The organism is Herbaspirillum sp. SJZ099 (genome assembly GCF_007828355.1).
Classification (GTDB): Bacteria; Pseudomonadota; Gammaproteobacteria; order Burkholderiales; family Burkholderiaceae_D; genus Herbaspirillum.
Genome location: NZ_VIUO01000002.1, coordinates 21,114 through 45,982 on the forward strand (window position 1 = coordinate 21,114; position 24,869 = coordinate 45,982).

Sequence of the window (24,869 nt, forward strand, 5' to 3'; positions counted from 1 at the left end):
GAGGGAGGGGCAACAATGTTGCCAATGGGCGTAAATTTACGCACCAAATATGGGAAGTTTTGTCGACAAGGCCAGGATCCGGCCAGCGCTTTCACCAAGCTGGCGCTGACGCGTGCGCGAAGTTGGGGCGCGCGGCGGGCCGGCATGGCCATTGTCATGCCGGCGAGGCGGGAGTGAGGCGGTTCAGCGCAGCAGTACGTGCCGCATGAACTGGCGGATCGGGAACTCGATCATGTTCTGCACCATGACGGGCAGCTCCAGCGGCCGCATGATCATCTTGATCGTGGTTTCCGGCTTGAGGTTGATGCGCACCGTGCGGCTCATCCGCGATGCCAGCTCCTTCAGGCGCGCCGGGTCGGCCGCCAGGTCCGGGCGGTGCGCTTTCACCACATGGCGGATGGCGCAGTCGGCGTCTTCGTTCTTCAGTTCCAGCGTGCGCCGGCCGAGCGTGCCGAGCACGCGCGAACGGCCGATCTTCTCCAGGCGGCGGTAGCGCCGGAAGTATTGGTAGAAGTGCTTGTAATGGTTCACCTCATCGTTGGCGATGAGCCCGGCCAGTTGTTTCAGTACCGGCTCATCGGTAGCGCGCGCCAGCGCCCGGTAGTAAGTCGCGGTGCCGGTCTCGACCACGCAACGGGCGGCCAGCTCCTGGGCGCGGGTGGGTTCCAGCAGTTCCACCTTGCAATATTGCGAATACTCATCAAGGAAGCTCGCGTAGGCGCGTTCCCATGCGAACTCCGGCCATACATATGCGACATAGGCGCGCAACGCGGCCCCGTGCTGCAGTTCCTCGCGTTCCCATTGTTCGCGCAGCCAGCTTTCCACCTCATCGTCGCCGCGGTAATACTCGACCAGGTTGTGGGTATAGAGGTCGGAGCCGCTTTCGACGAAGGAAGCGCAGGCCACGAGGTAGAACAGATTCTCATCCTTGCGGGCACGCGCGGTGTCGATGCGTGCGAAATCGATATCCTCGATGGTCCAGTGCGTTTTTGCTTCACGGCGTATGGTCATTTGCTTGTCCTCGGCGTGGTTGGCATCAAGGTATGATGCAGCACGGTATCTTTGGTTCAGGCAATGGCCGTCGCCTTGCGTTTCTTTGCATGTCGGCGCGTATTTGGGCCAGTTGTCAGGCCTGTGTCAGCGCACGTCCGGTTTCCCTTGCCTGAAGGAAAATGGCTGAGGACTTATAATGACCGACTCACTTCACCGGCCGTCCGCAGGCCGTCCTACCGATTTCCCATGAGCATCAAAGAAACCTCGCAAGACACATCGCTCTCGACGGGCAAATTTCCCCCATGGCTGGCGGTGCTCGCGGCCCTCACCGCGATGGGCGCGCTGGCCATCGACATGTACTTGCCCAGTTTCACCGCCATTGCGCAAGACCTCAACGTCGGCACCAACCTGGTCCAGCTCACGCTGGCCACGTTCCTGGTCGGCCTGGCGCTGGGCCAGATGTTCTACGGCCCGCTGTCCGACCGCTTCGGCCGCAAGCCGCCGCTGTTCTTCGGCATTACGCTGTATTTCATCTGTTCGCTGCTGTGCATCTTCGCCCAAAACATCGAGACGCTGATCGTGCTGCGCTTCTTCCAGGGCCTGGGCGGCAGCGCCGGCATGGTGATCCCGCGCGCGATGGTGCGCGACCGCATGGGCGCCGAAGGTTCGGCCAAGGCCTTCTCGATGCTGATGCTGGTGTTCGGCCTGGCGCCCATCCTGGCGCCGTTCATCGGCGGCATCATGCTGGTGATGGCGAGCTGGCGCGGCATCTTCGTGGTGCTGACCATCTTCGGCCTGCTGTGCCTGGTTGGTACCCGCAAGTACCTGACCGAGACCGTCGACGTGCATCAGGCCGAGCCCTTGCACCTGGGGCGCACGCTGCGCCAGTACTGGGGGCTGCTGCGCCACAAGCAGTTCATGGCCTACGTGCTGTGCGGCGGCCTGGTGCAGGCCGGCATGTTCGCCTACATCGCCGGCGGCCCGTTCGTGATCATCGAGCTGCATGGCATCAAGCCGCAGTACTTCGGCTTCGTCTTCGCTTCCAACGCCATCGGCCTGATCGCCGCCTCGCAGGTCAATGCGCGGCTGGTGATGAAGCGCTCGGCCGAGCGCGTGCTGGGCCGCGTGCTGTGGCTGCCGGCCGGCCTGTCGCTGTTCGTGGCGCTGATGGTGGCGGCCGGCCAGGAAAGCCTGCCGCTGCTGCTGGTCGGCTTCTTCGGCTTTCTTACCTCCTACGGTTTCACCGGCCCCAACGCCACGGCCGTCGCCTTGAAGCACCAGGGCCGCCAGGCCGGCACCGCGGCGGCATTGATGGGGACGCTGCAATTCGGCATGGGCGTGCTGTCGGGCGTGGCGATGAGCTTGTGGCATGACGGCACGGCCCTGCCGCTGGTGACGGTGATGGCGGTATGCGGCATATCGGCGTTCCTGCTGTATCACCTGGTGGCCAAGCATGAGACTGCGGCGCCGGCGGTGGCGCCGCGATGACCTGAACCGATCCAGAGTTGAAGTGAAGAGCGCCGCTGGTGACAGCGGCGTTTTCTTTTCCGGGCGACGGATGCGCGCCGCGCCCGCGGCATTCCCAACTTGGCGCACGCCTTTTCCGGCGCGCACATTCTTGGCGCTGGACGGTCGGCATCCGCCGCATCGTTCCCCGCATTTTCCCGCGCCATGGTTCGCCGGTATTTGGCTCGCTAATTGCTGATCCTGTTGTCGCGGTCTGACCAGTCAGGCCGGGCGTGGCGCACGAAGAGGATTGCGAAGTGGTGGCGCTGCGCGGGCGCATCGAGGTACACCTGCCGGCATCCGCGGCGGCGGATTGAGCTGCGGCCAGCCGAAAAGGGCGAATCCTGCAATAATGTCGCCTCCCATCGGGCAGCTACGCCAACCATAACAAGGCCCGGTTTTTTTCCGATTTCCTGCGCCGCAATGCTCTACGCCATCTCCAGTTTCCTGCTGTGGGGACTGTTCCCGCTTTACTTCAAGATGCTCAAGGAGATTCCCTCCTTCGATATCGTCATCCATCGCCTGTTCTGGTCCTTCATATTCCTCACCGGGGTGCTGCTGTGGCGGCGCCAGTGGGCGTGGCTCAAGCGGGCCGCGCAACAACCGCGCGTGCTGCTCGGTTTCCTGTTGTCGGCGCTGCTGTTGTCGGGCAACTGGACCTTGTATGTGTGGGCGGTCAACGCCGGGCGCATCGTCGACACCAGCCTGGGCTACTTCATGAGCCCGCTGGTGAGCGTCTTGCTGGGCTACCTGCTCCTGAAGGAACGCATGCGGCCGCTGCAGTGGCTGGCAGTGGTCCTGGCGCTGGGGGCGGTACTGTGGCTGACCATCGCCAACGGCAGCCTGCCCTGGATCGGCCTGATCATCGCCGCCACCTTCGGGCTCTATGGCCTGCTGCGCAAGACCGCGCCGCTGGGCGCGCTGGAAGGCTTGTCGCTGGAGACGCTGATGATGCTGCCGCTGGTGCTGGTTTTTCTGGGCGTCGATACCTGGCGCGGCAGCAACAGTTTTCTCACCGCCTCGCCTGGCGCGCAGCTACTGCTGGCGCTGTCCGGGCCGGTGACCGCGGTGCCGCTGCTGTTGTTCGCCCAGGCGGCGCGCCGCATTCCATTGTCGTTGTTGGGTTTGTTGCAATACATCTCGCCCACCATCCAGTTGCTGACTGGCGTGCTGATCTACGGCGAGTCCTTCGCCGGCGATCGCGCGGTCGGTTTTAGCGTGATCTGGCTGGCGCTCGCGGTATACTCCGCCGAAGGCTTGTGGCGCTTCTGGCGCACCCGTGCGCAAACCGCCTAGCACATCCATCATTTCTTTCTTTGGCATCGTAAACATGGCTCAATACGTATTCACTATGAACCGCGTCGGCAAGATCGTGCCGCCGAAGCGGCAGATCCTGAAGGACATCTCGCTGTCCTTCTTCCCCGGCGCCAAGATCGGCGTGCTGGGCCTGAACGGCTCGGGCAAGTCGACCCTGCTCAAGATCATGGCCGGCATTGACAAGGAGATCGAAGGCGAGGCGATCCCGATGCCCAACCTCAACATCGGCTACCTGCCGCAGGAGCCGCAACTGGACGCCGACAAGACTGTGCGCCAGGAAGTGGAAAGCGCGCTGGGCGAGGTGTTCGAGGCGCAGGCCAAGCTGGACGCGGTGTATGCCGCCTACGCCGAGGAGAATGCCGACTTCGACGCGCTGGCCACCGAGCAGGCGCGCCTGGAGGCGATCATCGCCGCGGCCGACGGCAACAGCCTGAACCAGCAGCTGGAAATGGCCGCCGACGCGCTGCGCCTGCCGCCGTGGGACGCCAAGATCGGCGTGCTGTCGGGCGGCGAAAAGCGCCGCGTGGCGCTGTGCAAGCTGCTGTTGTCCAAGCCCGACATGCTGCTGCTGGACGAGCCGACCAACCACCTGGACGCCGAATCGGTGGACTGGCTGGAGCAGTTCCTGCAGCGCTTCCCCGGCACCGTGGTGGCCATCACCCACGACCGCTACTTCCTCGACAATGCCGCCGAGTGGATCCTGGAACTGGACCGCGGCCACGGCATTCCGTGGAAAGGCAATTACTCATCCTGGCTGGAGCAGAAGGAAGCCCGCCTGAAGCAGGAAGAGGCCAGCGAATCGGCGCGCCAGAAGACCATCGCCAAGGAACTGGAATGGGTGCGCCAGAACCCCAAGGGCCGCCAGGCCAAGAGCAAGGCGCGCCTGGCGCGCTTCAACGAACTCTCCGAACACGAATACCAGAAGCGCAACGAAACCCAGGAAATCTTCATTCCCGTGGCCGAGCGCCTGGGCAATGAAGTCATCGAGTTCAAGAACGTCAGCAAGGGCTACGGCGACCGCCTCTTGATCGACAACCTGAACTTCAAGATCCCGGCCGGCGCCATCGTCGGCATCATCGGCCCCAACGGCGCCGGTAAGTCGACCCTGTTCCGCATGCTGGCCGGCCGCGAACAGCCCGACAGCGGCGAACTGGTGCTTGGCCCTACCGTCAAGATTTCGCTGGTGGACCAGTCGCGCGAGGATCTGGAAAACAAGAAGACCGTGTTCGAAGATGTCGCCGGCGGCGCCGATATCCTGACCGTGGGGCGTTTCGAAATGCCGTCGCGCGCCTATCTGGGACGCTTCAACTTCAAGGGCGGCGACCAGCAGAAGATCGTCGGCAACCTGTCCGGCGGCGAACGCGGCCGCCTGCACCTGGCCAAGACCCTGCTGCAGGGCGGCAACGTGCTGCTGCTGGATGAACCGTCCAACGACCTTGACGTGGAAACCTTGCGGGCGCTGGAAGATGCCTTGCTGGAGTTTGCGGGGACCGTGCTGGTGATTTCCCACGATCGCTGGTTCCTGGACCGTATCGCTACCCACATCATTGCGTTTGAGGGCGATTCGCAGGTCAGCTTCTTTGATGGCAACTATCAGGAGTATGAGGCGGACAAGAAGAAGCGGTTGGGTGAGGAGGCTGCCAAGCCTAAGCGGATTCGCTATAAGCCTGTTACTCGCTGATTTTTTTGTTTTGCTTTGATGGAGACGCCGCTGATGTTTAGCGGCGTTTTTGTTTTTTGGGGGTAGTCTGGTCTTGCTGCGTGTTGGTGTACTGGCTTTATGCTTTTCTTTCTCCGGTCGAAGGGGAGCGCCGGGAGCGGCTGGTCAGAAGCGGACTTCGTGTCCGGCTCGCCTGCGGCTTCGGTGTTGGGGTTCGCGATTTTTCTTCGGCGTCCTTTCTCCAATGTAAAGAGTTGTAGGAACGCATGACGTCATCGCTGTGCGCCGCTAACATCGTCGAATATAAGAACACCGTGGGAGCGGCGATGAATCAGCGATATGGGATGGCGTGCATGATGGCGGCATCGTTGCTGCTGGCGGCGTGCGCTTCGTCCGGGCCAGTGACGCAGCTGGGCCAGGATACCTACATGCTCACCGCCAGCTCGCGCTGGCATGGCAACGATGGCGTGGCTATCCAGGGGTTGCAGCAGGCCGATGCCTATTGCAAGAACCTGGGCGGACGCATGCGGGTGGTTGGCAGCGAGCGTTCCGAGGGCGTGGTGTTTTTTTTGCCGCCCAAGGCGCTGATCACGTTCAAGTGCGACAAGGTTTCCTGAGCGTCGACGCCAGGCGGTTGCTTCCGGCGCGTTGCGGTTTCGGCAGGCAATCGCCGGCGCCGGCAGGATTTTCCGCAGGCGGGTAAAATCCCGTCCTTGCGCCCACAAGGCGTGATAACGAGAAGAGGCCGCCGCCGCATCGGGTGCGAGCCGAACCTGCCTGCCTGTCTGTTGTCCGCGCAACCCGCGATCTTCCTATAACTAAACTAAACGCGCCTCCCATGTCTTTCACGAAAGACGGGGACAGTAATTACTCATCCGGATTCCATCATGCTCGCAACCATTACCCGCCTGTTTCCAGTGTGGGCGCTGCTGCTTTCGGCGGCAGCTTATTTCACTCCGCCGACCTTCACGCCGATCGGCAAATATGTCACCCAGTTGTTGACCCTGATCATGCTGACCATGGGCGTGACGCTGACGGTCGATGACTTCAAGCGCATCATCAAGCGCCCGGCGCCGGTGGCCGCCGGCATCGTGCTGCATTACCTGGTCATGCCGCTGGCGGCGTGGATCATCGCCAAGGCGCTGCGCATGCCGCCCGACCTCACCGCCGGCATGGTGCTGGTGGGCAGCGTCGCTTCCGGCACCGCTTCCAACGTGATGATCTATCTCTCGCGCGGCGATGTCGCGCTGTCGGTCACCATCTCCACGCTGTCGGCGCTGGTGTCGGTGTTCGCCACGCCGATGCTCACCGAGCTGTATGTGGACGCATCGATCCATTTCGACGCGCATGCGATGCTGATGTCCATCGTGCAGATCGTGGTGGTGCCGATCGTGGTCGGCCTGGTGCTCAACATCTTCGCCGGCGGCTTCATCCGCCGTATCGAACCTTACCTGTCGCTGGTGTCGATGGTGGCGATCCTGCTGATCATCGCGGCCGTGGTGGCGGGTAGCCAGGCCAGCATCGCCTCGGTCGGGCTGGTGGTGCTGGCGGGCGTGATCCTGCATAACGGCCTGGGTTTGCTGGGCGGTTACTGGGGCGGGCGTTTGCTGGGTTTCGACGAGGCGATCTGCCGTACCCTGGCCATCGAGGTCGGCATGCAGAACTCCGGCCTGGCGGCGGCGCTGGGCAAGCTGTATTTCACGCCGGTGGCGGCGTTGCCGGGCGCATTGTTCTCGGTCTGGCATAACCTCTCGGGTTCGCTGCTGGCCGGCTACTGGCGCGGACGCCCGCCGCGCGACTGACGCAGTCGCGATGCGTTGCCGCCCATGCCATGGGCGGAGAAGGGCAAGAACGGGGCTGCGGCTCTCATGCCGTTCAGTTAAGCGCTGAACGGCATTTTTGTTTGTGCAGCCCAGACCCCGTTCGCCCTGAGTAGCTGCGCAGCAGCGTATCGAAGGGCAGGCAAGATCGGTAAGGTTGGCACGCTGATACGCTGGCTTCGATACGGCCCTGGCGGGCCTACTCAGCCCGAACGGGATAGGGGGGATGAGTGCTTCAGAATTAGCCTTAACGGAACGGCATTAGGGCTGCGGCTCCGTTTTTGTTTTCGGAAAGCAATATTATTTCGATCCACTTCGATATTTCCAAAATATTTTCCCTGGGCGTATTCTTGCCGTTACCCAGCAGCTACCTTTCTTGCTTTTTCAAGTCGGCCGCCAGCCTTGCGAACTGCCAGGCGCGCTGCCGGCAGGGTTTGGAGATGTGCATGTCCCGTGTTTATTGTTTTGCCCGACGTATCGCATTGGTTGTGCTCGCCTGCCTGTTGCCGCTGCCGGGCCTGGCCGCGCCGGATGCCGACGATCAGGCGCGGGTCGTGCTGGTCGGGTTTTCCGGCGCCTTGAGCGGGGTGTCGGAGACGTTCGGCAAAAGCATGGCCAACGCCGCCGACATGGCGCTGGGCGAGATCAATCGCCAGCAAATCAGGATCGGCAACCAGCGCGTCTTTTTCCGCCTGTTGCGCCAGGATGACCGCAACGATCCCGAGACCGCCGTGGCGGTCGCCAGGCAATTGCTGCAGGCCGGGGTGGTGGCGGTGATCGGCACGTCCAACTCCACCACCGCGCAAGCCGTTGCCAAGATCTATTCCGATGCCGGCGTGCCCATGCTCACCCCGGCGGCGAGCGCGTCGTCGCTGAGCGAACAGGGCAACGAGGGATTTTTCCGCATGGTCGGACGCGATGACCTTGCGGCCGCCAACCTGGTCGATTACGCGGCGCGGAGCATGGGGATCCGCCGCCTCGGGGTGGTGGATAACGAGTCCATGTTTGGCATCGGCCTGGCCACCAGCGTCACCGAGTATGCGCGCCAGGCGGGCATCACGGTGGTCGGGCGCGAACGCATCAGCTACACCAGCGACTTGCGGCAGATGATCCGCGAGATGAAGCGGCGCGGCGCCGAGGCCTTGTTCTTCGGCGGCTACAGCGCACAGGCGGTATTGCTGACCCAGCTGATCCAGCAGGAAGGCGGCGGCATGCGGCTCTTGCTGGCCTCCAGCGGCGTGGCCGGGGCCACTTACCTGATCGCTGCGCGCTCGGCGGCCAACGGCGTGGTGGCTATCGAGTCCGGCATGCCGCCGCGGGACATGCCGGGCTGGCGGCGGTTCGAGGAGGAATACCACCAGCGCTTCGGCCTCAATATCTACGGCACGACGCCGTTTGCCTACGATGCCGTGCAGGTGCTGGTGGCGGCGATGCGCCAGGCCAACAGCACCAATCCGCGCACGCTCATCGACACGCTGCACAAGATCGTCTTCAAGGGATTGACGGGGACGGTGGCTTTTGAGCCCGACGGCGATCCGCGCATTCCCGTCTTCACGGTCTACCAGGGGCAGGGACAGCGCTGGGTTCCGTTGAAGACGTATGAGGGTTATCCGGCCGCCGCCGCCCCAATAGCGGCGGAAGCCGCGGAGACGCCCCTTGCCGGCCCTGACGCCGGCAAGCCCTACAATGCCGGCGCCGCGCCGGATAAGCCGGTTTCCGGGGCACGCCATTGAGAGGAGGAACATGAAGAAGAGGGATTTCCTGCGTACCGCCGCGTCGGCGCTGGCGACTGCGGCGGCCGTGCCGGCCATGGCCGCCGGCAGCAAGCCGGCCCCGTCCGGCCCGGTGCTGCTGACGGTCACCGGCGAGATTTCCGCGCCCAACCGCGGCCCCATCGATCCCGCGCTGGACCAGATGATGCACAAGCAGAAGCTGGAATTCGACAAGGCCCGCACCTTCGACTTCGCCGCGCTGGCGGCGCTGCCCGCGGTCGGCATCCGCCCCACGCTGGAATACGACGGCAAGCGCCATGCGCTGCGCGGCCCGCTGCTGGCCGATGTGATGCGCGCGGCCGGCGCCGATCCGGACGCGGAGGGCTATGTCTTGCGCGCCATCGACGGCTATGCCGTGATGGTGCCGCGCGAGGATGCCTTGAAGTACCGTTTCATCGTCGCCACCCATCTGGACGGCAAGCCGATGCCGCTGGGCGGGCTGGGGCCGCTGTGGGCGGTGTACGAGGCCGACCGTTTTCCCGAGATGGCCGCGCGCCCGGTGACGGAGCGCTTCGGCTTGTGCCCCTGGGGCATCTATCACATCGCCGTGCGCAAGCGCGCCAAGGGCTGAGCGCGGCGCGCCATCGCTTCAGACGTCGATGGCGCTGTCGGATTTCATGCGCTTGCGCAGTTCGAACTTCTGGATCTTGCCGGTGGAGGTCTTGGGCAACGGACCGAAGTAGACCGCCTTGGGCGCCTTGAAGCCGGCCAGGTGGCCCTTGCAAAAATCGATCAGGGTCTGCGCATCGACTTGCGCGCCATCCTTCAACTCGACGAAGGCGCATGGCGTCTCGCCCCATTTCTCGTCCGGCTGCGCCACCACCGCCGCGGCCAGCACCGCCGGATGGCGGTACAGCACATCCTCCACCTCGACGCTGGAAATGTTCTCGCCGCCGGAGATGATGATGTCCTTGCTGCGGTCCTTGATCTTGATGTAGCCGTCGGGGTTGACCACGCCGAGGTCGCCGGTATGGAACCAGCCGCCGGCGAAGGCTTCCTGCGTTGCCTTGTCGTTCTTCAGGTAACCCTTCATGCAGATGTTGCCGCGGAACATGATCTCGCCGATTTCCTCGCCGTCGGCCCGCACCGGTTGCATGGTGTCGGGAGAGCGCACGCTCACGCCCGCCTGCAGGTGGTAGCGCACGCCCTGGCGCGACTTCAGCACCGCGCGCTCGTCCACCGTCTTGCCGGCCCAGTCGTCCTGCTCGGCGCACATGGCCGCCGGCCCGTAGACTTCGGTCAGGCCATATACATGCGCCAGCTCGAACTGCATCGCCTCCATCTTCGCCAGCACCGCGGCCGGCGGCGGCGCTCCCGCCACCATGCCGCGCACCGGGCCGCGGATGCCGTCGCGCCATTCGGCCGGCGCGTTGGCCAGCGCGGCATGCACGATGGGTGCGGCGCAGTAGTGGCTGATGCCGTGCTCGCGGATCAGGTCGAATACCAGCTTCGGTTCGAACTTGCGCAGGCACACGTTCACGCCCGCGCGCGCGGCCACCGTCCAGGGGAAGCACCAGCCGTTGCAGTGGAACATGGGCAGCGTCCACAGGTAGACCGGATGCTTGGGCATGTCCCATTCGAGGATGTTGGAAATCGCATTGATGGCCGCGCCGCGATGGTGGTAGACCACGCCCTTGGGGTCGCCCGTGGTGCCCGAGGTGTAGTTCAGCGCGATCGCATCCCATTCGTCGGCCGGCAATTGCCAGGCAAAATATTCGTCGCCGCCGCCCAGCAGGGCCTCGTATTCGCAGTCGCCGAAAGCTTCTTCGGTGACCGGCCCCAGCGCGTCATGGACTTCCACGATCTCCAGCGCCGGCAACTGCGCCTTGAGCTGGCGCGCCATCCCGGCGAATTCGCTATCGACCAGCAATACTTTCGCTTCGCCGTGGCGCAGCATGAAGGCGATCGATTCGACGTCGAGCCGGATGTTGAGCGCATTCAGCACCGCGCCTGCCATCGGCACGCCGAAGTGGGCTTCCACCATGGCCGGCGTGTTGGGCAGCATCGCCGCCACCGTGTCGTTCTTGCCCACGCCGAGTTGCTGCAAGGCGCTGGCCAGGCGGCGCGTGCGGCGGTAGGTCTGGTCCCAGTTCTGGCGCAGCGTGCCGTGCGCGATGGCCAGGCGCTGCCCGTACACCTCGGCGGCGCGCGCGATGAAATCGATGGGCGTGAGTGCCGCGTAGTTGGCGGCGTTGCGGCCGAGGCCGGTGTCGAAATCTGCCATGGTGCCTGTCTCCTGATGGTGCGTTTGCATTATTCGTATGGCTGCCGTTCCGCATCTCGCAGATGGAGTGGGAACAAGGCCCTGTGAGCAGGGTAGCACCAATGGCGTGTGCGCTTTGTCATCAGGGCGACAGGGCGCTCGTGCGACAATCGGCGCATATCGACTGGCAACGGCATCGGGGATGGAGCAACAATTATCGCAGCACGACTGGTTCTGTGCGCTGTCCGGCGAACACCGCAGATTGGCGGCGGCGAGCGCCCAACTGGCGCGCTTTGCGGCCGACGCGTTTATCGCCCGGCGCGGCGAGGCTTCCAACTATTGGATCGGCGTGCAAGAGGGCCTGATCAAGCTCGCCGTCTACAGCGTGGACGGGCGCAGCAGCACGCTGTCGGGCGTGCCCGAAGGCGGCTGGTGCGGCGAGGGCAGCGTGATCAAGCGCGAGCCGCGCCGCTACGACGTGATCGCGGTGCGCGCCTCGCACATCATGCTGGTGCCGGCCGACACGTTCCACCGCCTGATGGCCGAAAGCCTGCCGTTCAACTCCTTCGTGATCCGCCAATTGAACGAACGCATGGGCCAGTTCATCGCCACCGTGCAGAACGAACGCCTGCTCGGCGTCGACGCGCGCGTGGCCCAGGCCATCGCCCAGCTGTTCCACCCGATGCTGTATCCGCGCACCTCGCCGGTGCTGGAGCTGTCGCAGGAAGAGATCGGCCTGCTGACCGGTTTGTCGCGCCAGCGCGTCAACCAGGCCATGCGCAAGCTGGCCGGACTGGGACTGGTGGAGATTTCCTACCAGAGCATCCGTGTGGTCGACCTCGACGGTTTGCGCGCCTTCGGCATGGCTTCGCTATGAGACGTATCATGGTCGCCGCAATGACAGTCTGCGGCTGCCCGCTCGCTTAACATCCATCATCGGTATTCCGTTTCCAACGCTCATGGCCATCGTCACCCACCATACTTTGCTGCTGCGCGAACTGCGCTTCGCCGCGCCTGCGCGCGTGAAAGTGTGGAAGGGCGCGGCCACGCTCAAGAGCGGCGGCGTCGCTATCGAGTTGCGCGCAGGGGAGAGCTTTACCGTGCCGCCTTTCGTGCGTTTCTCCTGCCTCGCGCATCCGCGCCTGGCGCCGGGCCAGGCGCGCCCGGCGGTGTGGTCGCTGGCGCTGGAGGCGCACGCCAGCCCGGAGATGGAACGCGCCGCCGACGCCAGCAAGCCGTGGACGCGCAAACTGGCCGCGGCCATCTTCGACGATCCCGCCGCCGACTGGCGCGCCGCGCGGGTGGCCGGCATGTGGCAAGTCACGCCGGCGCGTTTGCGCGCCTTCCTGTTTGCCGAAGGCGAATCCTTGCGGGCGCTGGTGCGCGAGCAGCGCGTGGCGAGGGTGCTGGCGCAACTGGCGCGCATGGACGGCGCCGGCGGCGGCTTCGCCGAAGCCGGGTTCGCTTCGGCGGCGGCCATGGCGCAGGCTTGCCAGGATGTCATCGGGCTGCCGCCGGAGATCGCCCAGCGCGCCATTGCGCTGTTGAGCCCGGCGCCGCTGCAGCCGGCGCCCGAGCCGCGGGGCGATGCCTTGCGCCGCCCGCGCTACCGGCCCTATTTCTGAATGCTGCCGCCGGTAGCGCCAAGTTTGCTACCATCTGCGTTTCCTTTTCCATTCCCTGTTGCCCTTCGCGGGCCGATTTCCCCATGAGCAAGTTCTGGAGTCCCATCGTCAGCCGCCTGACGCCTTATACCCCGGGCGAACAGCCCAGGATCGCCAACCTGGTCAAGCTCAATACCAACGAGAATCCCTACGGGCCGTCGCCGCGCGCGCTCGAGGCGATCGCGCGCGAAGTGGGCGACAGCCTGCGCCTGTATCCCAACCCCGATGCCGAGCCGCTCAAGCTGGCCATCGCCCGCCGCCATGCCGCCGATGACATCACCGCGCGCGAAGTGTTCGTCGGCAACGGTTCCGACGAAGTGCTGGCGCATGCCTTCCATGCGCTGCTCCAGTATGGCAAGCCGATCCTGTTCCCGGACATCACCTACAGTTTCTATCCGACCTACGCCGGCCTGTACCAGGTCCAATACCGGGCGGTGCCGCTGGCCGACGATTTCACGCTGCGCGCCGACGACTATCTCGGCCACGGAGACGCCATCGGCGGCATCATCTTCCCCAATCCGAACGCCCCCACCGGCTGCCTGTTGCCGCTGGCCGAGGTCGAGCGCATCGTGCAGGGCAACCCGCAACGCGTGGTAGTGGTGGACGAGGCCTATATCGATTTCGGCGGCGACAGCGCGATCCCGCTGGTGCAGCGTTATCCCAACCTGCTGGTGGTGCAGACGCTGTCCAAGTCGCGTTCGCTGGCCGGCATGCGGGTCGGTTTCGCCATCGGCCACGCCGACCTGGTCGATGCGCTGGAGCGGGTGAAGAACAGTTTCAATTCCTATCCACTGGACCGCCCGGCGATCGCCGGCGCCACCGCCGCCATCGAGGATGAGGAATATTTCCGGAAGACCTGCGACATGGTCATCGCCAGCCGCGAGAAGCTGGTCGCCTCGCTGGCGCAGCTCGGTTTCGAGGTGCTGCCATCGGCCGCCAACTTCGTGTTCGCGCGCCACCCGCAGCACGACGCGGCCAGGCTGGCGGCGGCCCTGCGCGGCGACGGCATCATCGTGCGCCACTTCGGCAGCGCGCGCATCAGCCAGTTCCTGCGCATCACCATCGGCACCGACGAGGCTTGCGGTGCGCTGGTGCAGGCGTTGCAGCGCCACCTTTCCTGACGAGGGGGGGCAGTCGGCGTTACTTTTCCAGCGGGCGCTGCCGCCATGCGACCAGCGCGCCCGCCAGCAGCGTCAGCGCCGAGAACACCAGCCCGCGTTGCAATCCGCCCGCGCCATCGGCGATCCAGCCGACGATGGTGGGGCCGACGATCTGCCCTGCGGCGAAGATGATGGTGAAGGCGCTGATGCCGGCCGGCCAGTCGGCCTGCGGCAGGTTGTGCCGCACCATCGCCGTGGTGGAGGCCACCGCCGACAGGAAGCAGGCGCCGAACAGGATGCCCGAGGCGAACACCGCCGCCGCCTGGCTGGTGAGTGCCGGGATCAGCGTGGCCACGCACAGCAGCGTGTTGAGGATGGCCAGCGACTGGCCGCCGCGGAAGCGGTCCAGCATGCGCGCCCAGATGCGCGACGAGGCGAAGGTGGCCACGCCCAGCAGCGTGAAGAACAGCGTGATGCGCTGCGGCGCCATGCCTTGCTCCTTGAGCAGCGCGATGACAAAGGTCATGTAGCCGATATAGCCGAGCCCGAAAAACAAATATCCAGCCAGGCCGAAGATCAGGCTGCGCGGCTTGAAGCTGCCGCTTGCCGACGCCTGCGCGGCCGGCGCCGGGATATGGCGCGCCGGCAGCGACATGAATACGCTGGCCGCCAGCGCCAGCGCGCCCAGCAGCAGCCAGGCCCATTGCCAGGGATGCGCCGCGCCGTGTTCGGCGGCCGCTTGCATGACCGCCGGCACCGTCAGCGAGGCCACGGCGATGCCGATGCCGGTGCCGCCGTAATACAGTCCCAGCAGCAATCCCGCGCGTTGTGGGTGCAATGCCGCCAGGCGGCTGACCAGCAAGCCGCCGGCGACGAAGAGGAAAGCGCTGGTGATGCCGGTGGCCACGCGCAGCGCGAGTTGCGCGGCAGTGTCGGTGACGAAGCCGGGGGCGAAGGTCAGCAATGCGGTAGCCAAGGCGCCGCCGATCAGCACGCGATGCGCCATGTAGCGCCGCATCAGCCATGGCGTAATCAGCGCGCCCAGCAGATAGCCCAGCGCGTTGCCGGTATTCATGCCGCCGGCGACCAGGTAGGGCCAGCCGAGGTCGGCGCGCATCGGCGCCAGCAGCAGCGCATAGGAAAAGCGCGCCACGCCCAGGGCGATGGCGGTGCCCAGCGACAAGGCCAGCGCGGTCAGGATGGGATGGCGCTGGATGAAATCGTGGGGGGCGGGATCGGTGGTGGCGGACATGGGCTGGCGTCTCCGAAGCCTGGGGGCCTCATTTTATGTGCGCCAAGTGTAGCCCAAATGGGGCTGGCGCCGCTTGGCCGGTCCCGGTACGGCTTAGGCGGCCGCGCTTCGGTTTCCGGCGGCGTCTTGCGCCACGACGCGCAGGCAGGCGTCCACCACGCGCGGGTCGAGGCGCGTCCCGCTCAGGCGGCGGATCTCGTCGAGCGCTACCGCCATGCCCAGCGATTTGCGGTAAGGACGGTCGGCCGAGATCGATTCGACGATGTCGGATACCGTCAGGATGCGCGACTCCAGCGGGATCGATTCGGCCGTGACGCCGCGCGGATAGCCGCTGCCGTCGAGATATTCATGATGGCACCAGACGATCTCGGCCAGGTTGAAGGGAAAGCCGATCTTGCTGAGGATGTCGTAGCCGGCCTGCACATGCGTCTTGAGCAGCGCGTATTGCTCGTCGGTGATGCGGCCGGGTTGGGTCAGCAGCGCCAGCGGTATCCTGGCCTTGCCGATGTCATGCACTTGCGCCGCCATGCGCAAGACGTCGATGCGTTCGCGCGGCAAGCCGAGCTGTGTCGCGATTTTCACGCACAGCGTCGCGGTGCAGTCTTCGTGGCTCGGGGTATAGCCATCGGTAAACCGGTGCATGGCGACCAGCGCATCGATGATTTCCTGGTAGATCGGGTTTTGGTGCGGGTTTGAGTCTGAGTCTGGCATGCGATTCCTGCGATATCGCAGCGCGCCGGCCGGGAGCGGATGCCCCGGATGTCGGATAATAGCGGCTGCAATCCCGAAGCAGTTTACCTTCACGATGTATCAATGACAATCAAGCTTTCCACTTCACGCGCGGGCCTGCCGACCATCCGCAGCCGCCAGATCGCCATTTTGCTGTTCTTCCTGTTGCTGGGCATGGTGTATGCCAGTTGGGCCGCGCGCATCCCGTCCATCCGCGACATCCTGCAGCTCGACGCCGCCACGCTGTCGCTGGTGCTGCTGTGCGGCGGCATCGGCGCGGTGGGTTCGTTCCCGCTGGCGGCCTGGCTGACCGGCCATTACGGCGCGCGCCACAGCACGCTGTATGCGGGGCTGGCGCTGCTGCTCTCGTTGCCGCTGCTGGCGCTGGCGCCCGGCCTGTGGACGCTGATGGCCGCCAGTGCGCTGTATGGCGCCGCCTCCAGCTGCTTCGACGTGGCCATCAATGCGCTGGGCGCGCAGGCCGAAAAGGAGGCCGCGCGCCCCATCATGTCCATGCTGCATGGCTGGTTCTGCGTGGGTACCTTCACCGGCGCGCTGGTCGCCAGCGCCCTGGCGGGCATGGGCATTACGCCGGTCTGGCATTTCCTGCTGGTGTCGGCGCTGTTCCTGGCGCCGCTGTGCATGGCCTACAACGCGCTGCCGGACGACCGTCCCGAGCACGATCCGCACCGCAAGATCTTTGCCATCCCGCACGGCCATCTGGTGGTGCTGGGCGTGATCGGTTTTTGCGGCGCCATCGTCGAAGGCTCGATCGCCGACTGGAGCGGCATCTACATGAAGGATCACATCCACGCCAGCGACGGCGGCGCTCCGTTGGCCTATGCGGGCTTCGCCGGCATGATGCTGGTCATGCGCATGGTGGGCGACCGCCTGAAGGAGCGCTACAACGCGCGCCGCGTGGTGGCCGTCGGCACGCTGGCCGCCGCATTCGGCATGGGCATCGCGGTGATGGCTGAGGGCATGGCGCCCGCCGTCCTCGGATTCGCCATCGCCGGCGCCGGCGTGGCGGCGGTGTTCCCGTTCGTCTTCAGCGCCGCCGGCCGGCATGGTTCGACGGCGCTGGCGGCGGTGGCCACGCTGGGCTACAGCGGTAGCCTGATCGGTCCGCCCGCGGTCGGTTTCCTGGCGCATGGCTGGGGCTTGCCGGCAGCCCTGGCGCTGATCGGCGCGCTGTGCCTGGCCATTGCCGTGTGCAGCAGCCGCGCGCAGTGGCTGGAATAGGGCGCAGGCTCCTGGCGACTGCCCAGGCAAGATAGCGAAAAGAAATAAAATGGCGGTTTTGCCGATGCCCGGCGTCAGCGCCGCATCGTTCATGCAATAAGGGGAAACATCATGCGCAACCTGGTTCTGTTGCCAGGCTTCATGCTTAACCGGCACCTGTGGGACGACATGCAGGGCGACCTCGCCGCGCTGGGCACGCTCACCTTCGGCGACCTGGGCCAGGAGGTCGGCATCCAGGCCATGGCCGACGCGGTACTGAGCCAGGCGCCGGAGAAATTCATCCTGTTCGGATTTTCGATGGGCGGCTTCGTGGCCCAGGCGATCGCGCTCAAGGCGCCGCAGCGGGTGCTTGGCCTGGCGCTGCTCAATACCTCGTCGCGTCCGCAGACCGCGCAGGAGTCGGCCGCCACCAAGGCGCAACTGGAGATCGCCCAGCGTACGCCGTTCAAGGGCCTGACGTCGCGGGCGCTGGCTTCGTCGCTGCATCCGGCGCGCAGCGCCGAGCGCGCGCTGCTCGACCGTTTGCAGGCGATGGCGCTGTCCAATGGCAAAGAGGTGTTCCTGCGCCAGCTGCAGACGCTGCGCGACAGCAATGCCGAACAACTGCAGCAACTGCGCTGCCCGGTGCTGGTGGTGGCCAGCGACCAGGACAAGTTGCGCACGGTGGAAGAATCGGAAGAGATGGTGCGGCAGATCCCTCAGGCGCGTTTTGAGATCGTGGCCGATTGCGGCCACATGACGCCGATGGAAAAGCCGCATGAATTGTTCGCCCTGATCCAGGACTGGATCGCGCAATCGGGCCTGTGAGGCGGGGGCGGGTGCCGTGCCCGGCGGCAAGCAAAGCGAAAGGCAGCCGGACGATCGCCGGCTGCCTTTCTTTTTCCCGGTGCAGGCGGGAAAAGCCTGCCTGGAGCCGCCGGGCGTTTCCGGCAGCGCCTTACTTCTTGCGCGGCGCGTCGGCGGCCACGCGTCCGGGAGCCTTGTTCATTTCATCCAGGCCGCCGCTGCCGCGCAGGTCGGTATCGACCTTGCCTTCGCGGATATCGTCGTAGGCCTGGCGAATCTCCGGCCGTTCCACCTTGCGGCCGCTGTCTGCCGGATCCTGGCGGTCGAAGCTCTGGTCATGCTCATGCGGCAGTCGCGGCTTGTCGTGTTTGGGATGACGGTCTTTTCTGGTTCTGAGAAAGCTGGTCATGTTGTCCTCGCGTCAAATGTTGGACTTTCTTCCATCGTTGCGGATTACCGTGGCGGAGATTGCGGCAATGGCGCCGCGCGCAAAAAGATGGAAGCGAACTGATACGACCGGTTGCCCAGGAAGAAGTGCCGGACGTTACAAATTGAGCGGAAAGTAAGGGCGTTGTCCGACGGACAATTCGGACAAGCGGGGGAGGGATGGGGCAGGCGGAGGCGGACGGCAAGCCGTTTGGAGCTCCGTAACCTGCCGCTGCGTTCAATCGCGGCGAGGCGGTTCGACCTGGCGCATGCGCTGCCGCGGCAGCCAGGCCGCACCGGGCGATATCGCCTTACAGCGCCAGGCGCGCCCGCGCCGCCCGGTATTCGGCTTCAAGGCGGTCGGCCATTTCGGCCACCGAAGGGATGTCGTCCATCAGGCCCACGCCCTGGCCGGCGCCCCAGATGTCGCGCCAGGCCTTGGCCTTGCTACTGCCGCCGGAACCGAAATTCATCTTGGTCTTGTCCGCTTCCGGCAGGTTGTCCGGGTCGAGCCCGGCGTTGACGATGGATTTTTTCAGGTAATTGCCGTGCACGCCGGTAAACAGGTTGGTGTATACCACATCGGCGGCGGTCGATTCCACGATGGCCTGGCGGTAAGCCTCGTCGACGTTGGACTCCTTGGTCGCCAGCCAGCGCGAGCCGATGTAGGCGAAGTCCGCTCCCATGGCCTGCGCTCCCAGCACGGCGTCGCCGGTGGCGATGGCGCCCGACAGAACCAGCGGCCCCTTGAACATCTTGCGCACCTCGCCCACCAGCGCAAACGGCGATAGCGGGCCGGCATGGCCGCCGGCGCCGGCCGCCACCAGGATCAGGCCATCCACGCCGGCTTCCAGCGCCTTCTCGGCGTGGCGGATGGAAATCACGTCGTGCAGCACGATGCCGCCGTAGCTGTGCACCGCATCCAGCATCTCCCGGGGCGGCGCACGCAGGCTGGAGATGATGATCGGCACCTGGTGCCGCACGCAGACCTCGACGTCATGCGCCAGGCGGTCGTTGGACTGGTGCACGATCTGGTTGACCGCGATCGGCCCGACCTTGCGTTGCGGATGCTGCTGTTGCCACTCGGCCAGCTCGGCCTGCAACTGGGTCAGCCACACATCCAGCTGTTCGGCCGGACGGGCGTTGAGGGCAGGGAAGGCGCCCACCAGCCCGGCCTTGCACTGGGCCGCCACCAGGGCCGGGCCGCTGGCGATGAACATGGGCGAGCAGATGATGGGCAGGCGCAGATCTTGCAAGGCTTTCGGGTAAGCAGGCTGGGGCATGGCTGTCTCTCGGTTGTCGTTATGGAAAGGCGCTGGTCCTGAATTTGTTCGACGATTATAGGTGAAAATATTACGATCGTGCTTTTTGTTGCGCGGACGTGAATTTCATTCGGAAATTGCTAAATAATTTCCAGGATCGGCCGGCCTGCGTGTTATGTTTTTTTCGTACCTGCCGTAATGCATGTATGGATGGGCCGCGCCGGGGCGCGTGCCCCCGGTGTCCGGAGCGTTTCCGGCACGGATGGCAGGATCCATCGTTGTCATGCAATCGCACGATCCGTTGTGGGGAAAGTCATGGAAACCTTCGAGTTCGCCAATATCGCCATCGTTGCCGCATTGGGCGGCGGGCTGGTTCTGTGTGCGGTGCTGCACCACCGCTTCCTGAAAAAGGCCGTCGTCACCGCCGACAAGCGGCACGTGCGCGGCCTGCGCCGATACCGCCAGTGACCGCCTTGCCGCGCCGGCCGGTGTATCGCGGCTTGCCTTGCCGGCTGGCCGGGCTGGCGTTTTGCCGGCGGCTATGAGAATGTTTCGCTGAACCGAGTCCTTCCAAAGAAAACGCCGGGATTGCCCCGGCGTTTTTGTTTGGCGCATGCGAAGCGTTCAGGTCGCGCGCTTGGCCGCGATGGCATTGCCGGCGCGGCTGACCGATTTGCGGCCCAAGTGCTGCGAAATGAACTGGCCGGCGTCGACCACCGCATTGAGGTCGACGCCGGTGTCGATGCCCAGCCCCTGCATCATGTACAACACGTCTTCCGACGCCACGTTGCCGGTCGCGCCCTTGGCATAGGGGCAGCCGCCCAGGCCTGCCACCGACGAATGGTAGATGGTGATGCCGGCCTGCAGGCTGGCATAGATGTTGGCCAGCGCCTGGCCGTAGGTGTCGTGGAAGTGGCCGGACAGGCCCTCGATATGGAATTCGCGGATCGCCGTTTCCATCACCGGCCGCACCTTGTCGGGCGTGGCCACGCCGATGGTGTCGGCGATGTCGATCTCGTCGCAGCCCAGTTCGCGGAAGCGGCGTACCACATCGGCCACCGCGTCCAGCGGCACCTCGCCCTGGTAAGGGCAACCGAAGGCGCAACTGACGGCCGCGCGCAGGCGCTTGCGGTGCTGCTTGGCGGCCGTGGCGACTTCGCGGAAGCGCTCGATCGATTCGGCGATCGAGCAGTTGATGTTCTTTTGCGAAAACGCCTCGGACGCCGCGCCGAAGATCACCACTTCATCCACGCCGGCTTCCAGCGCCGCCTCGAAGCCCTTCATGTTGGGCACCAGCGCGGAATACACCACACCGGGTTTGCGCGTGATGCCATGCATCACTTCGCTGGAGGTCGCCATCTGCGGCACCCACTTGGGCGAGACGAACGAGGCCGCCTCGACATTGGGAAAACCGGCCGCGGTGAGCCGGTTCACCAGCTCGATCTTCACCTCGGCGGAGATGGTTTCCTTCTCGTTCTGCAAGCCGTCGCGCGGGCCGACTTCGACGATTTTTACTTTTTTCGGCAGGCTCATGTTGCGTGTCTCCTCTTGTCTCTTGTATGGCCGGCGATGCAGTGGCATCAGGCGGCGTCGGGTACGGGGTCCAGCTTGACGTCGGCGACCAGGCCGCCGGTCATCTTTTCCAGCTGGGTGGCGGTCAGGTTGAACACCGCGTGCGGATGGCCGGCCGCCGCCCACACGCTGGGATAAAGGAACAGGTCACGGTCGATCAGCATCACCGGCTTGACCACATGGCCGACCGGGCATACGCCGCCGATCGCATAGCCGGTGCTGTCGCGCACGAACTTGGCGTCGGCCTTGCCCAGGGGGCCTACCAGCGCGGTCACCTTGGCTTCGTCGACGCGGTTGCTGCCGCTGGCGATCACCAGCACCGGCGCATCGTCGGTCACGCGCCGGAAGATGATCGACTTGGCGATTTCCGACACGCTGCAGCCCAGGCCGGCGGCGGCTTCGGCCGAGGTGCGGCCGGTCGCCGGCAGCATCACCACCGGTTTGTCATGCCCGAGTTGGGCCAGCAGGTCGGAAACGCGTTGGGCGGAAGAGGGCAGGGCGGCGGTATCGGCGGTCTGGGTCATGGCATGGCGGGGAATGAAAACTGATCCGACATGATAGCAGCGGCACGCATGTCCGTTTGGGCAGCCATCGGTTCAGGCATCCAGCAAAAACATGCCGTCGTTGCGCGCCGCGCCCGCGCGTTCCAATTGCGCGGCGACCCAGTGCGCCAGCGCATCGTCGTCCATGTGCATGAAGCGTTCATTGGCGATGCGCAGCAAGGGGATTTCGCGCATCATCGCCGGCAGGTCGGCCAGCGCGATGCGCTGCCGCTCCAGCAACAGGAACTTCACCAGCACCTTGATGCCGTTCTGGGCATTGCGCAGCGGATCGGCTTGCAGGTAATCGAGGCGCGAGAAGGCCTTCTCCAGCGCATCGTCCACCTCCGAAAAAGGCGCGCCATGCCCGGGAATGACCAGCTTCACCTCCAGCGTGCGGATCAGCTCCAGCGTGGCGCGCGCTTCGGCAAAACCCGATTCGCCGTCCAGCTCGGGAAAGATGATGCCGAAGCCGTTGCGCCACAAGGCGTCGGCCGAGATCAAAATACCTTCCTGCGCGCAGTAGAAAACCAGCGAATGCGGATCGTGGCCGGGCGCCGCCAGCGCCTGCCAGTCGAGGTCGCCCAGGCGCAGCACATCGCCGGCGCGCACCGTATCGTTGAAACCGAAGCGCGCGCAGCGCTGGCCGGTGGCGCGGTAGCTCAGCGCCTCTTCATCCCAGGCGCCGACTTTTTGCGCCTCTGCCGCCGGGATGGCGGTGCGGCAGCCATAAGCGGCCTGCAAGGCGGCATTGCCGCCGCAATGATCGGAATGCAGGTGGGTGTTGAGCAGCAGGTCGAGCTTGTCGCGCCCGCGCTGGCGCAGCACGTGGCGCACCAGCGCCAGCGTCTGTTCCGCATGCGAGACATAGCCGCTGTCGATCAGCGCCACCTCGTCCCGCCCGAACAGCAGCACATTGTTGGACGACAGCCAGCCGCGCTCCAGCACATGGATCGACGGCGGCACATGCAGGGCCGGTGCATTCATTGCCGGCGCCTATGCGGTTTTGAATTCGAGCAGTTGCGCACCCTCGGCGACCTGGTCGCCCACCGCGTACAGCATGTCTTCGACGGTGCCGCCGGCGGGCGCGGCGATGGTGTGTTCCATCTTCATCGCCTCCATGATCAGCAGCGGCGCGCCCTTTTCAACGATGCTGCCTTTCTGCGCCAGGATCGCCACGATCTTGCCCGGCATGGGCGCGGTCAGGCGGCCGCCTTCGGCTTCGCTGTGCCCGGCATGCGCCATCGGATCGGCATAGCGCAGGCTGGATTGCGCGCGGCCGTCGAACACATGCAGCAGTTCGCCTTCGCGCACCACCTCGGCTTGCAGCATGCGGCCATCGAGCGACAGGCGCAGGGTATCGCCGTCGGCGGATTCGATGCGCATGGCATGGACGTGGCCGTTGGCCAGTAATTTCCAGCCGCTGCCGTCGCCCGCATATTCCAGTTGCAGTGTCGACGGGCCGGACTGGTCGCTCAATTGCAGCGTGCGCAGCAGCTTGCCGTTGAGTCGCCAACCATGGGTGGACGACCAAGGATCCGCGCCGCTGGCGGCGCGCGCTTCGCCTTGCAGCAGCGCAGCGGCGGCCAGCGCCAGCGTGTCGATGGATGCCACTGCGGGCGGCGGGAACAGCGCGTCGTGATGACGTTCGATCAGGCCGGTATCGAGGTCGGCCTGCGCGAACGCGGCGCCGGCAACCAGGCGCTGCAGGAAACCGATGTTGGTCACCAGGCCAACCACCTGGTATTGCGCCAGCGCGCGCGACATATTGCGCAATGCGGCCGCGCGGTCGGCGCCCCAGACGATGAGCTTGGCGATCATCGGATCGTAGAAGGGCGAGATGGCGTCGCCTTCGCGCACGCCGGAGTCGATGCGCACGGCGGCCGGTTGCGCCGCGCCCGCCTCATGCAAACGGAATTCGACGGCGCTTGCCGTGCGCATGCGCGCCAGCGTGCCGATCGAAGGGAGGAAACCTTTCTCCGGATTCTCGGCATAGATGCGCGCTTCGATCGCATGGCCGTGGATGCGCAACTGCTCTTGCCCCAGTGGCAGCGCTTCACCGGACGCCACGCGCAATTGCCATTCGACCAGGTCCTGGCCGGTGATCATTTCGGTGACCGGGTGCTCCACTTGCAGCCGCGTATTCATCTCCATGAAGTAGAAGCTGCCATCTTGATTGGCGATGAATTCCACCGTGCCCGCGCCCACATAGCCGACCGCCCGCGCGGCGGCGACAGCGGCGTCGCCCATGGCGGCGCGGCGTTCGGCCGTCATGCCGGGCGCCGGCGCTTCTTCCAGCACCTTCTGGTGGCGCCGTTGCACCGAGCAGTCGCGCTCGAACAGGTAGACGCAGTTGCCGTGGGTGTCGGCGAATACCTGGATCTCGATATGGCGCGGCCGCGTCAGGTATTTCTCGACCAGCACGCGATCGTCGCCGAAGCTGGAAATCGCCTCGCGCTTGCAGGACGCCAGCGCGGCCTCGAAGTCTGCCGAACGCTCGACCACGCGCATGCCTTTGCCGCCGCCGCCGGCGCTGGCCTTCAACAGCACTGGGTAGCCGATGCGGTCGGCTTCGGCGCGCAGAAAATCGCTCTCCTGGCGCTCGCCGTGGTAGCCCGGCACCAGCGGCACCGCGGCCTTTTCCATCAGCGCCTTGGCGGCCGACTTGGAACCCATTGCGCGGATCGCCGAAGCCGGCGGGCCGATGAAGACCAGGCCGGCGTCGGCGCAGGCCTGGGCGAATTCCGCATTTTCCGACAGGAAGCCGTAGCCGGGATGGATGGCCTGCGCGCCGGCGGCCAGCGCGGCGGCGATGATCTTGTCGCCGCACAGGTAGCTTTCCTTGGCCGGCGCCGGGCCCAGGCGCACGCTTTCGTCGCAGCTCTGCACGTGCTTGGCGCGGGCGTCGGCATCCGAATACACCGCTACCGTGGCGATGCCGAGACGGCGCGCGGTGGCCGCCACGCGGCAGGCGATTTCGCCGCGGTTGGCGATCAGGATCTTGTTGAACATGGGGTCTCCTCCGT

23 protein-coding genes are annotated in these 24,869 nt (G+C 65.3%); 13 read left to right on the top strand and 10 right to left on the bottom strand.

Translation table 11 applies throughout. The features are described from left to right. Positions 1-183: 183 nt before the first annotated feature. The gene (locus FB597_RS05135; RefSeq protein WP_144768441.1) at positions 184-1,011 is read right to left on the bottom strand and encodes a ferritin-like domain-containing protein; all 828 of its coding nucleotides are present in this window, start codon (positions 1,009-1,011) and stop codon (positions 184-186) included. 228 nt (positions 1,012-1,239) lie between these two features. On the opposite strand from FB597_RS05135, the gene FB597_RS05140 reads away from it, so the two are divergent. From FB597_RS05140 to FB597_RS05170, 7 genes are all read left to right on the top strand, one after another. After that, entirely contained in the window at positions 1,240-2,481 is a 1,242-nt protein-coding gene (locus FB597_RS05140; RefSeq protein WP_141914150.1) for a Bcr/CflA family multidrug efflux MFS transporter, read from the top strand. Between the two features lie 441 nt (positions 2,482-2,922). Beyond that, entirely contained in the window at positions 2,923-3,795 is an 873-nt protein-coding gene (gene rarD / locus FB597_RS05145) for an EamA family transporter RarD (RefSeq protein WP_144768443.1), read from the top strand. Positions 3,796-3,829: 34 nt separating this feature from the next. Further along, positions 3,830-5,497, top strand: a complete 1,668-nt coding sequence (gene ettA / locus FB597_RS05150; protein ID WP_144768445.1) for an energy-dependent translational throttle protein EttA — start codon at positions 3,830-3,832, stop codon at positions 5,495-5,497. A 305-nt stretch (positions 5,498-5,802) separates the two neighbouring features. Then, entirely contained in the window at positions 5,803-6,093 is a 291-nt protein-coding gene (locus FB597_RS05155; RefSeq protein ID WP_144768447.1) for a hypothetical protein, read from the top strand. Between the two features lie 270 nt (positions 6,094-6,363). After that, complete coding sequence (locus FB597_RS05160; RefSeq protein WP_144768449.1) at positions 6,364-7,278, top strand: bile acid:sodium symporter family protein; 915 nt, start codon at positions 6,364-6,366, stop codon at positions 7,276-7,278. 464 nt (positions 7,279-7,742) lie between these two features. Then, positions 7,743-9,029, top strand: a complete 1,287-nt coding sequence (locus FB597_RS05165; RefSeq protein WP_255517085.1) for a branched-chain amino acid ABC transporter substrate-binding protein — start codon at positions 7,743-7,745, stop codon at positions 9,027-9,029. 10 nt (positions 9,030-9,039) lie between these two features. Continuing rightward, positions 9,040-9,639: a molybdopterin-dependent oxidoreductase gene (locus tag FB597_RS05170; RefSeq protein WP_141914144.1), complete on the top strand. Its 600-nt coding sequence runs from the start codon at positions 9,040-9,042 to the stop codon at positions 9,637-9,639. Positions 9,640-9,657: 18 nt separating this feature from the next. On the opposite strand, the gene FB597_RS05175 is transcribed toward FB597_RS05170, so the two are convergent. Further along, positions 9,658-11,292 carry an acyl-CoA synthetase gene (locus FB597_RS05175; protein ID WP_144768452.1) on the bottom strand — a complete coding sequence of 545 codons (1,635 nt, stop codon included), beginning with the start codon at positions 11,290-11,292 and terminating at the stop codon, positions 9,658-9,660. A gap of 181 nt (positions 11,293-11,473) precedes the next feature. On the opposite strand from FB597_RS05175, the gene FB597_RS05180 reads away from it, so the two are divergent. The 3 genes from FB597_RS05180 to hisC all read left to right on the top strand — a co-directional run bounded on the left by FB597_RS05180 (position 11,474) and on the right by hisC (position 14,056). Then, entirely contained in the window at positions 11,474-12,148 is a 675-nt protein-coding gene (locus tag FB597_RS05180) for a Crp/Fnr family transcriptional regulator (RefSeq protein WP_144768454.1), read from the top strand. 82 nt (positions 12,149-12,230) lie between these two features. Continuing rightward, positions 12,231-12,896 carry a hypothetical protein gene (locus FB597_RS05185; protein WP_144768456.1) on the top strand — a complete coding sequence of 222 codons (666 nt, stop codon included), beginning with the start codon at positions 12,231-12,233 and terminating at the stop codon, positions 12,894-12,896. A gap of 83 nt (positions 12,897-12,979) precedes the next feature. Beyond that, a complete protein-coding gene (gene hisC, locus FB597_RS05190; protein ID WP_144768457.1) occupies positions 12,980-14,056 on the top strand; it encodes a histidinol-phosphate transaminase in 1,077 nt (358 codons plus the stop codon). 19 nt (positions 14,057-14,075) lie between these two features. On the opposite strand, the gene FB597_RS05195 is transcribed toward hisC, so the two are convergent. Together FB597_RS05195 and FB597_RS05200 are read right to left on the bottom strand one after the other, a co-directional pair. Then, positions 14,076-15,287 (bottom strand): YbfB/YjiJ family MFS transporter, encoded by a 1,212-nt coding sequence (locus FB597_RS05195; protein WP_144768459.1) that lies wholly within the window; start codon positions 15,285-15,287, stop codon positions 14,076-14,078. 93 nt (positions 15,288-15,380) lie between these two features. After that, positions 15,381-15,998, bottom strand: coding sequence for an HD-GYP domain-containing protein (locus FB597_RS05200; protein ID WP_144768461.1), 618 nt, complete (start codon positions 15,996-15,998; stop codon positions 15,381-15,383). Between the two features lie 102 nt (positions 15,999-16,100). Here FB597_RS05200 and FB597_RS05205 point away from each other — a divergent pair, with 102 nt between their 5' ends. Both FB597_RS05205 and FB597_RS05210 read left to right on the top strand, forming a co-directional pair. Beyond that, on the top strand, positions 16,101-17,258 hold the full coding sequence (locus tag FB597_RS05205; protein WP_141914137.1) for an MFS transporter: 1,158 nt from the start codon (positions 16,101-16,103) through the stop codon (positions 17,256-17,258). A 111-nt stretch (positions 17,259-17,369) separates the two neighbouring features. After that, positions 17,370-18,065 (top strand): alpha/beta fold hydrolase, encoded by a 696-nt coding sequence (locus tag FB597_RS05210; protein WP_144768464.1) that lies wholly within the window; start codon positions 17,370-17,372, stop codon positions 18,063-18,065. 130 nt (positions 18,066-18,195) lie between these two features. On the opposite strand, the gene FB597_RS05215 is transcribed toward FB597_RS05210, so the two are convergent. Together FB597_RS05215 and FB597_RS05220 are read right to left on the bottom strand one after the other, a co-directional pair. Continuing rightward, on the bottom strand, positions 18,196-18,453 hold the full coding sequence (locus FB597_RS05215) for a hypothetical protein (RefSeq protein WP_141914135.1): 258 nt from the start codon (positions 18,451-18,453) through the stop codon (positions 18,196-18,198). 328 nt (positions 18,454-18,781) lie between these two features. Then, the gene (locus FB597_RS05220) at positions 18,782-19,753 is read right to left on the bottom strand and encodes a nitronate monooxygenase family protein (RefSeq protein WP_144768465.1); all 972 of its coding nucleotides are present in this window, start codon (positions 19,751-19,753) and stop codon (positions 18,782-18,784) included. 294 nt (positions 19,754-20,047) lie between these two features. Between FB597_RS05220 and FB597_RS20185 the strand changes: the two genes are divergently transcribed. Beyond that, a complete protein-coding gene (locus FB597_RS20185) occupies positions 20,048-20,200 on the top strand; it encodes a hypothetical protein (protein ID WP_183405690.1) in 153 nt (50 codons plus the stop codon). 156 nt (positions 20,201-20,356) lie between these two features. On the opposite strand, the gene FB597_RS05225 is transcribed toward FB597_RS20185, so the two are convergent. The 4 genes from FB597_RS05225 to FB597_RS05240 all read right to left on the bottom strand — a co-directional run bounded on the left by FB597_RS05225 (position 20,357) and on the right by FB597_RS05240 (position 24,855). Next, the gene (locus FB597_RS05225; RefSeq protein ID WP_144768467.1) at positions 20,357-21,265 is read right to left on the bottom strand and encodes a hydroxymethylglutaryl-CoA lyase; all 909 of its coding nucleotides are present in this window, start codon (positions 21,263-21,265) and stop codon (positions 20,357-20,359) included. A 47-nt stretch (positions 21,266-21,312) separates the two neighbouring features. Beyond that, positions 21,313-21,828, bottom strand: coding sequence for a YbaK/EbsC family protein (locus FB597_RS05230; protein ID WP_144768470.1), 516 nt, complete (start codon positions 21,826-21,828; stop codon positions 21,313-21,315). 72 nt (positions 21,829-21,900) lie between these two features. Continuing rightward, positions 21,901-22,830: an MBL fold metallo-hydrolase gene (locus tag FB597_RS05235; RefSeq protein ID WP_144768472.1), complete on the bottom strand. Its 930-nt coding sequence runs from the start codon at positions 22,828-22,830 to the stop codon at positions 21,901-21,903. Positions 22,831-22,839: 9 nt separating this feature from the next. Further along, a complete protein-coding gene (locus tag FB597_RS05240) occupies positions 22,840-24,855 on the bottom strand; it encodes an acetyl/propionyl/methylcrotonyl-CoA carboxylase subunit alpha (RefSeq protein ID WP_144768474.1) in 2,016 nt (671 codons plus the stop codon). Positions 24,856-24,869 lie beyond the last annotated feature (14 nt).

What these genes read in the sequence shown, in the direction of transcription:
- FB597_RS05135 (WP_144768441.1), bottom strand. Translation starts at nt 1,011, where the DNA reads ATGACCATACGCCGTGAAGCAAAAACGCACTGGACCATCGAGGATATC.
- FB597_RS05140 (WP_141914150.1), top strand. Translation starts at nt 1,240, where the DNA reads ATGAGCATCAAAGAAACCTCGCAAGACACATCGCTCTCGACGGGCAAA.
- rarD (WP_144768443.1), top strand. Translation starts at nt 2,923, where the DNA reads ATGCTCTACGCCATCTCCAGTTTCCTGCTGTGGGGACTGTTCCCGCTT.
- ettA (WP_144768445.1), top strand. Translation starts at nt 3,830, where the DNA reads ATGGCTCAATACGTATTCACTATGAACCGCGTCGGCAAGATCGTGCCG.
- FB597_RS05155 (WP_144768447.1), top strand. Translation starts at nt 5,803, where the DNA reads ATGAATCAGCGATATGGGATGGCGTGCATGATGGCGGCATCGTTGCTG.
- FB597_RS05160 (WP_144768449.1), top strand. Translation starts at nt 6,364, where the DNA reads ATGCTCGCAACCATTACCCGCCTGTTTCCAGTGTGGGCGCTGCTGCTT.
- FB597_RS05165 (WP_255517085.1), top strand. Translation starts at nt 7,743, where the DNA reads ATGTCCCGTGTTTATTGTTTTGCCCGACGTATCGCATTGGTTGTGCTC.
- FB597_RS05170 (WP_141914144.1), top strand. Translation starts at nt 9,040, where the DNA reads ATGAAGAAGAGGGATTTCCTGCGTACCGCCGCGTCGGCGCTGGCGACT.
- FB597_RS05175 (WP_144768452.1), bottom strand. Translation starts at nt 11,292, where the DNA reads ATGGCAGATTTCGACACCGGCCTCGGCCGCAACGCCGCCAACTACGCG.
- FB597_RS05180 (WP_144768454.1), top strand. Translation starts at nt 11,474, where the DNA reads ATGGAGCAACAATTATCGCAGCACGACTGGTTCTGTGCGCTGTCCGGC.
- FB597_RS05185 (WP_144768456.1), top strand. Translation starts at nt 12,231, where the DNA reads ATGGCCATCGTCACCCACCATACTTTGCTGCTGCGCGAACTGCGCTTC.
- hisC (WP_144768457.1), top strand. Translation starts at nt 12,980, where the DNA reads ATGAGCAAGTTCTGGAGTCCCATCGTCAGCCGCCTGACGCCTTATACC.
- FB597_RS05195 (WP_144768459.1), bottom strand. Translation starts at nt 15,287, where the DNA reads ATGTCCGCCACCACCGATCCCGCCCCCCACGATTTCATCCAGCGCCAT.
- FB597_RS05200 (WP_144768461.1), bottom strand. Translation starts at nt 15,998, where the DNA reads ATGCCAGACTCAGACTCAAACCCGCACCAAAACCCGATCTACCAGGAA.
- FB597_RS05205 (WP_141914137.1), top strand. Translation starts at nt 16,101, where the DNA reads ATGACAATCAAGCTTTCCACTTCACGCGCGGGCCTGCCGACCATCCGC.
- FB597_RS05210 (WP_144768464.1), top strand. Translation starts at nt 17,370, where the DNA reads ATGCGCAACCTGGTTCTGTTGCCAGGCTTCATGCTTAACCGGCACCTG.
- FB597_RS05215 (WP_141914135.1), bottom strand. Translation starts at nt 18,453, where the DNA reads ATGACCAGCTTTCTCAGAACCAGAAAAGACCGTCATCCCAAACACGAC.
- FB597_RS05220 (WP_144768465.1), bottom strand. Translation starts at nt 19,753, where the DNA reads ATGCCCCAGCCTGCTTACCCGAAAGCCTTGCAAGATCTGCGCCTGCCC.
- FB597_RS20185 (WP_183405690.1), top strand. Translation starts at nt 20,048, where the DNA reads ATGGAAACCTTCGAGTTCGCCAATATCGCCATCGTTGCCGCATTGGGC.
- FB597_RS05225 (WP_144768467.1), bottom strand. Translation starts at nt 21,265, where the DNA reads ATGAGCCTGCCGAAAAAAGTAAAAATCGTCGAAGTCGGCCCGCGCGAC.
- FB597_RS05230 (WP_144768470.1), bottom strand. Translation starts at nt 21,828, where the DNA reads ATGACCCAGACCGCCGATACCGCCGCCCTGCCCTCTTCCGCCCAACGC.
- FB597_RS05235 (WP_144768472.1), bottom strand. Translation starts at nt 22,830, where the DNA reads ATGAATGCACCGGCCCTGCATGTGCCGCCGTCGATCCATGTGCTGGAG.
- FB597_RS05240 (WP_144768474.1), bottom strand. Translation starts at nt 24,855, where the DNA reads ATGTTCAACAAGATCCTGATCGCCAACCGCGGCGAAATCGCCTGCCGC.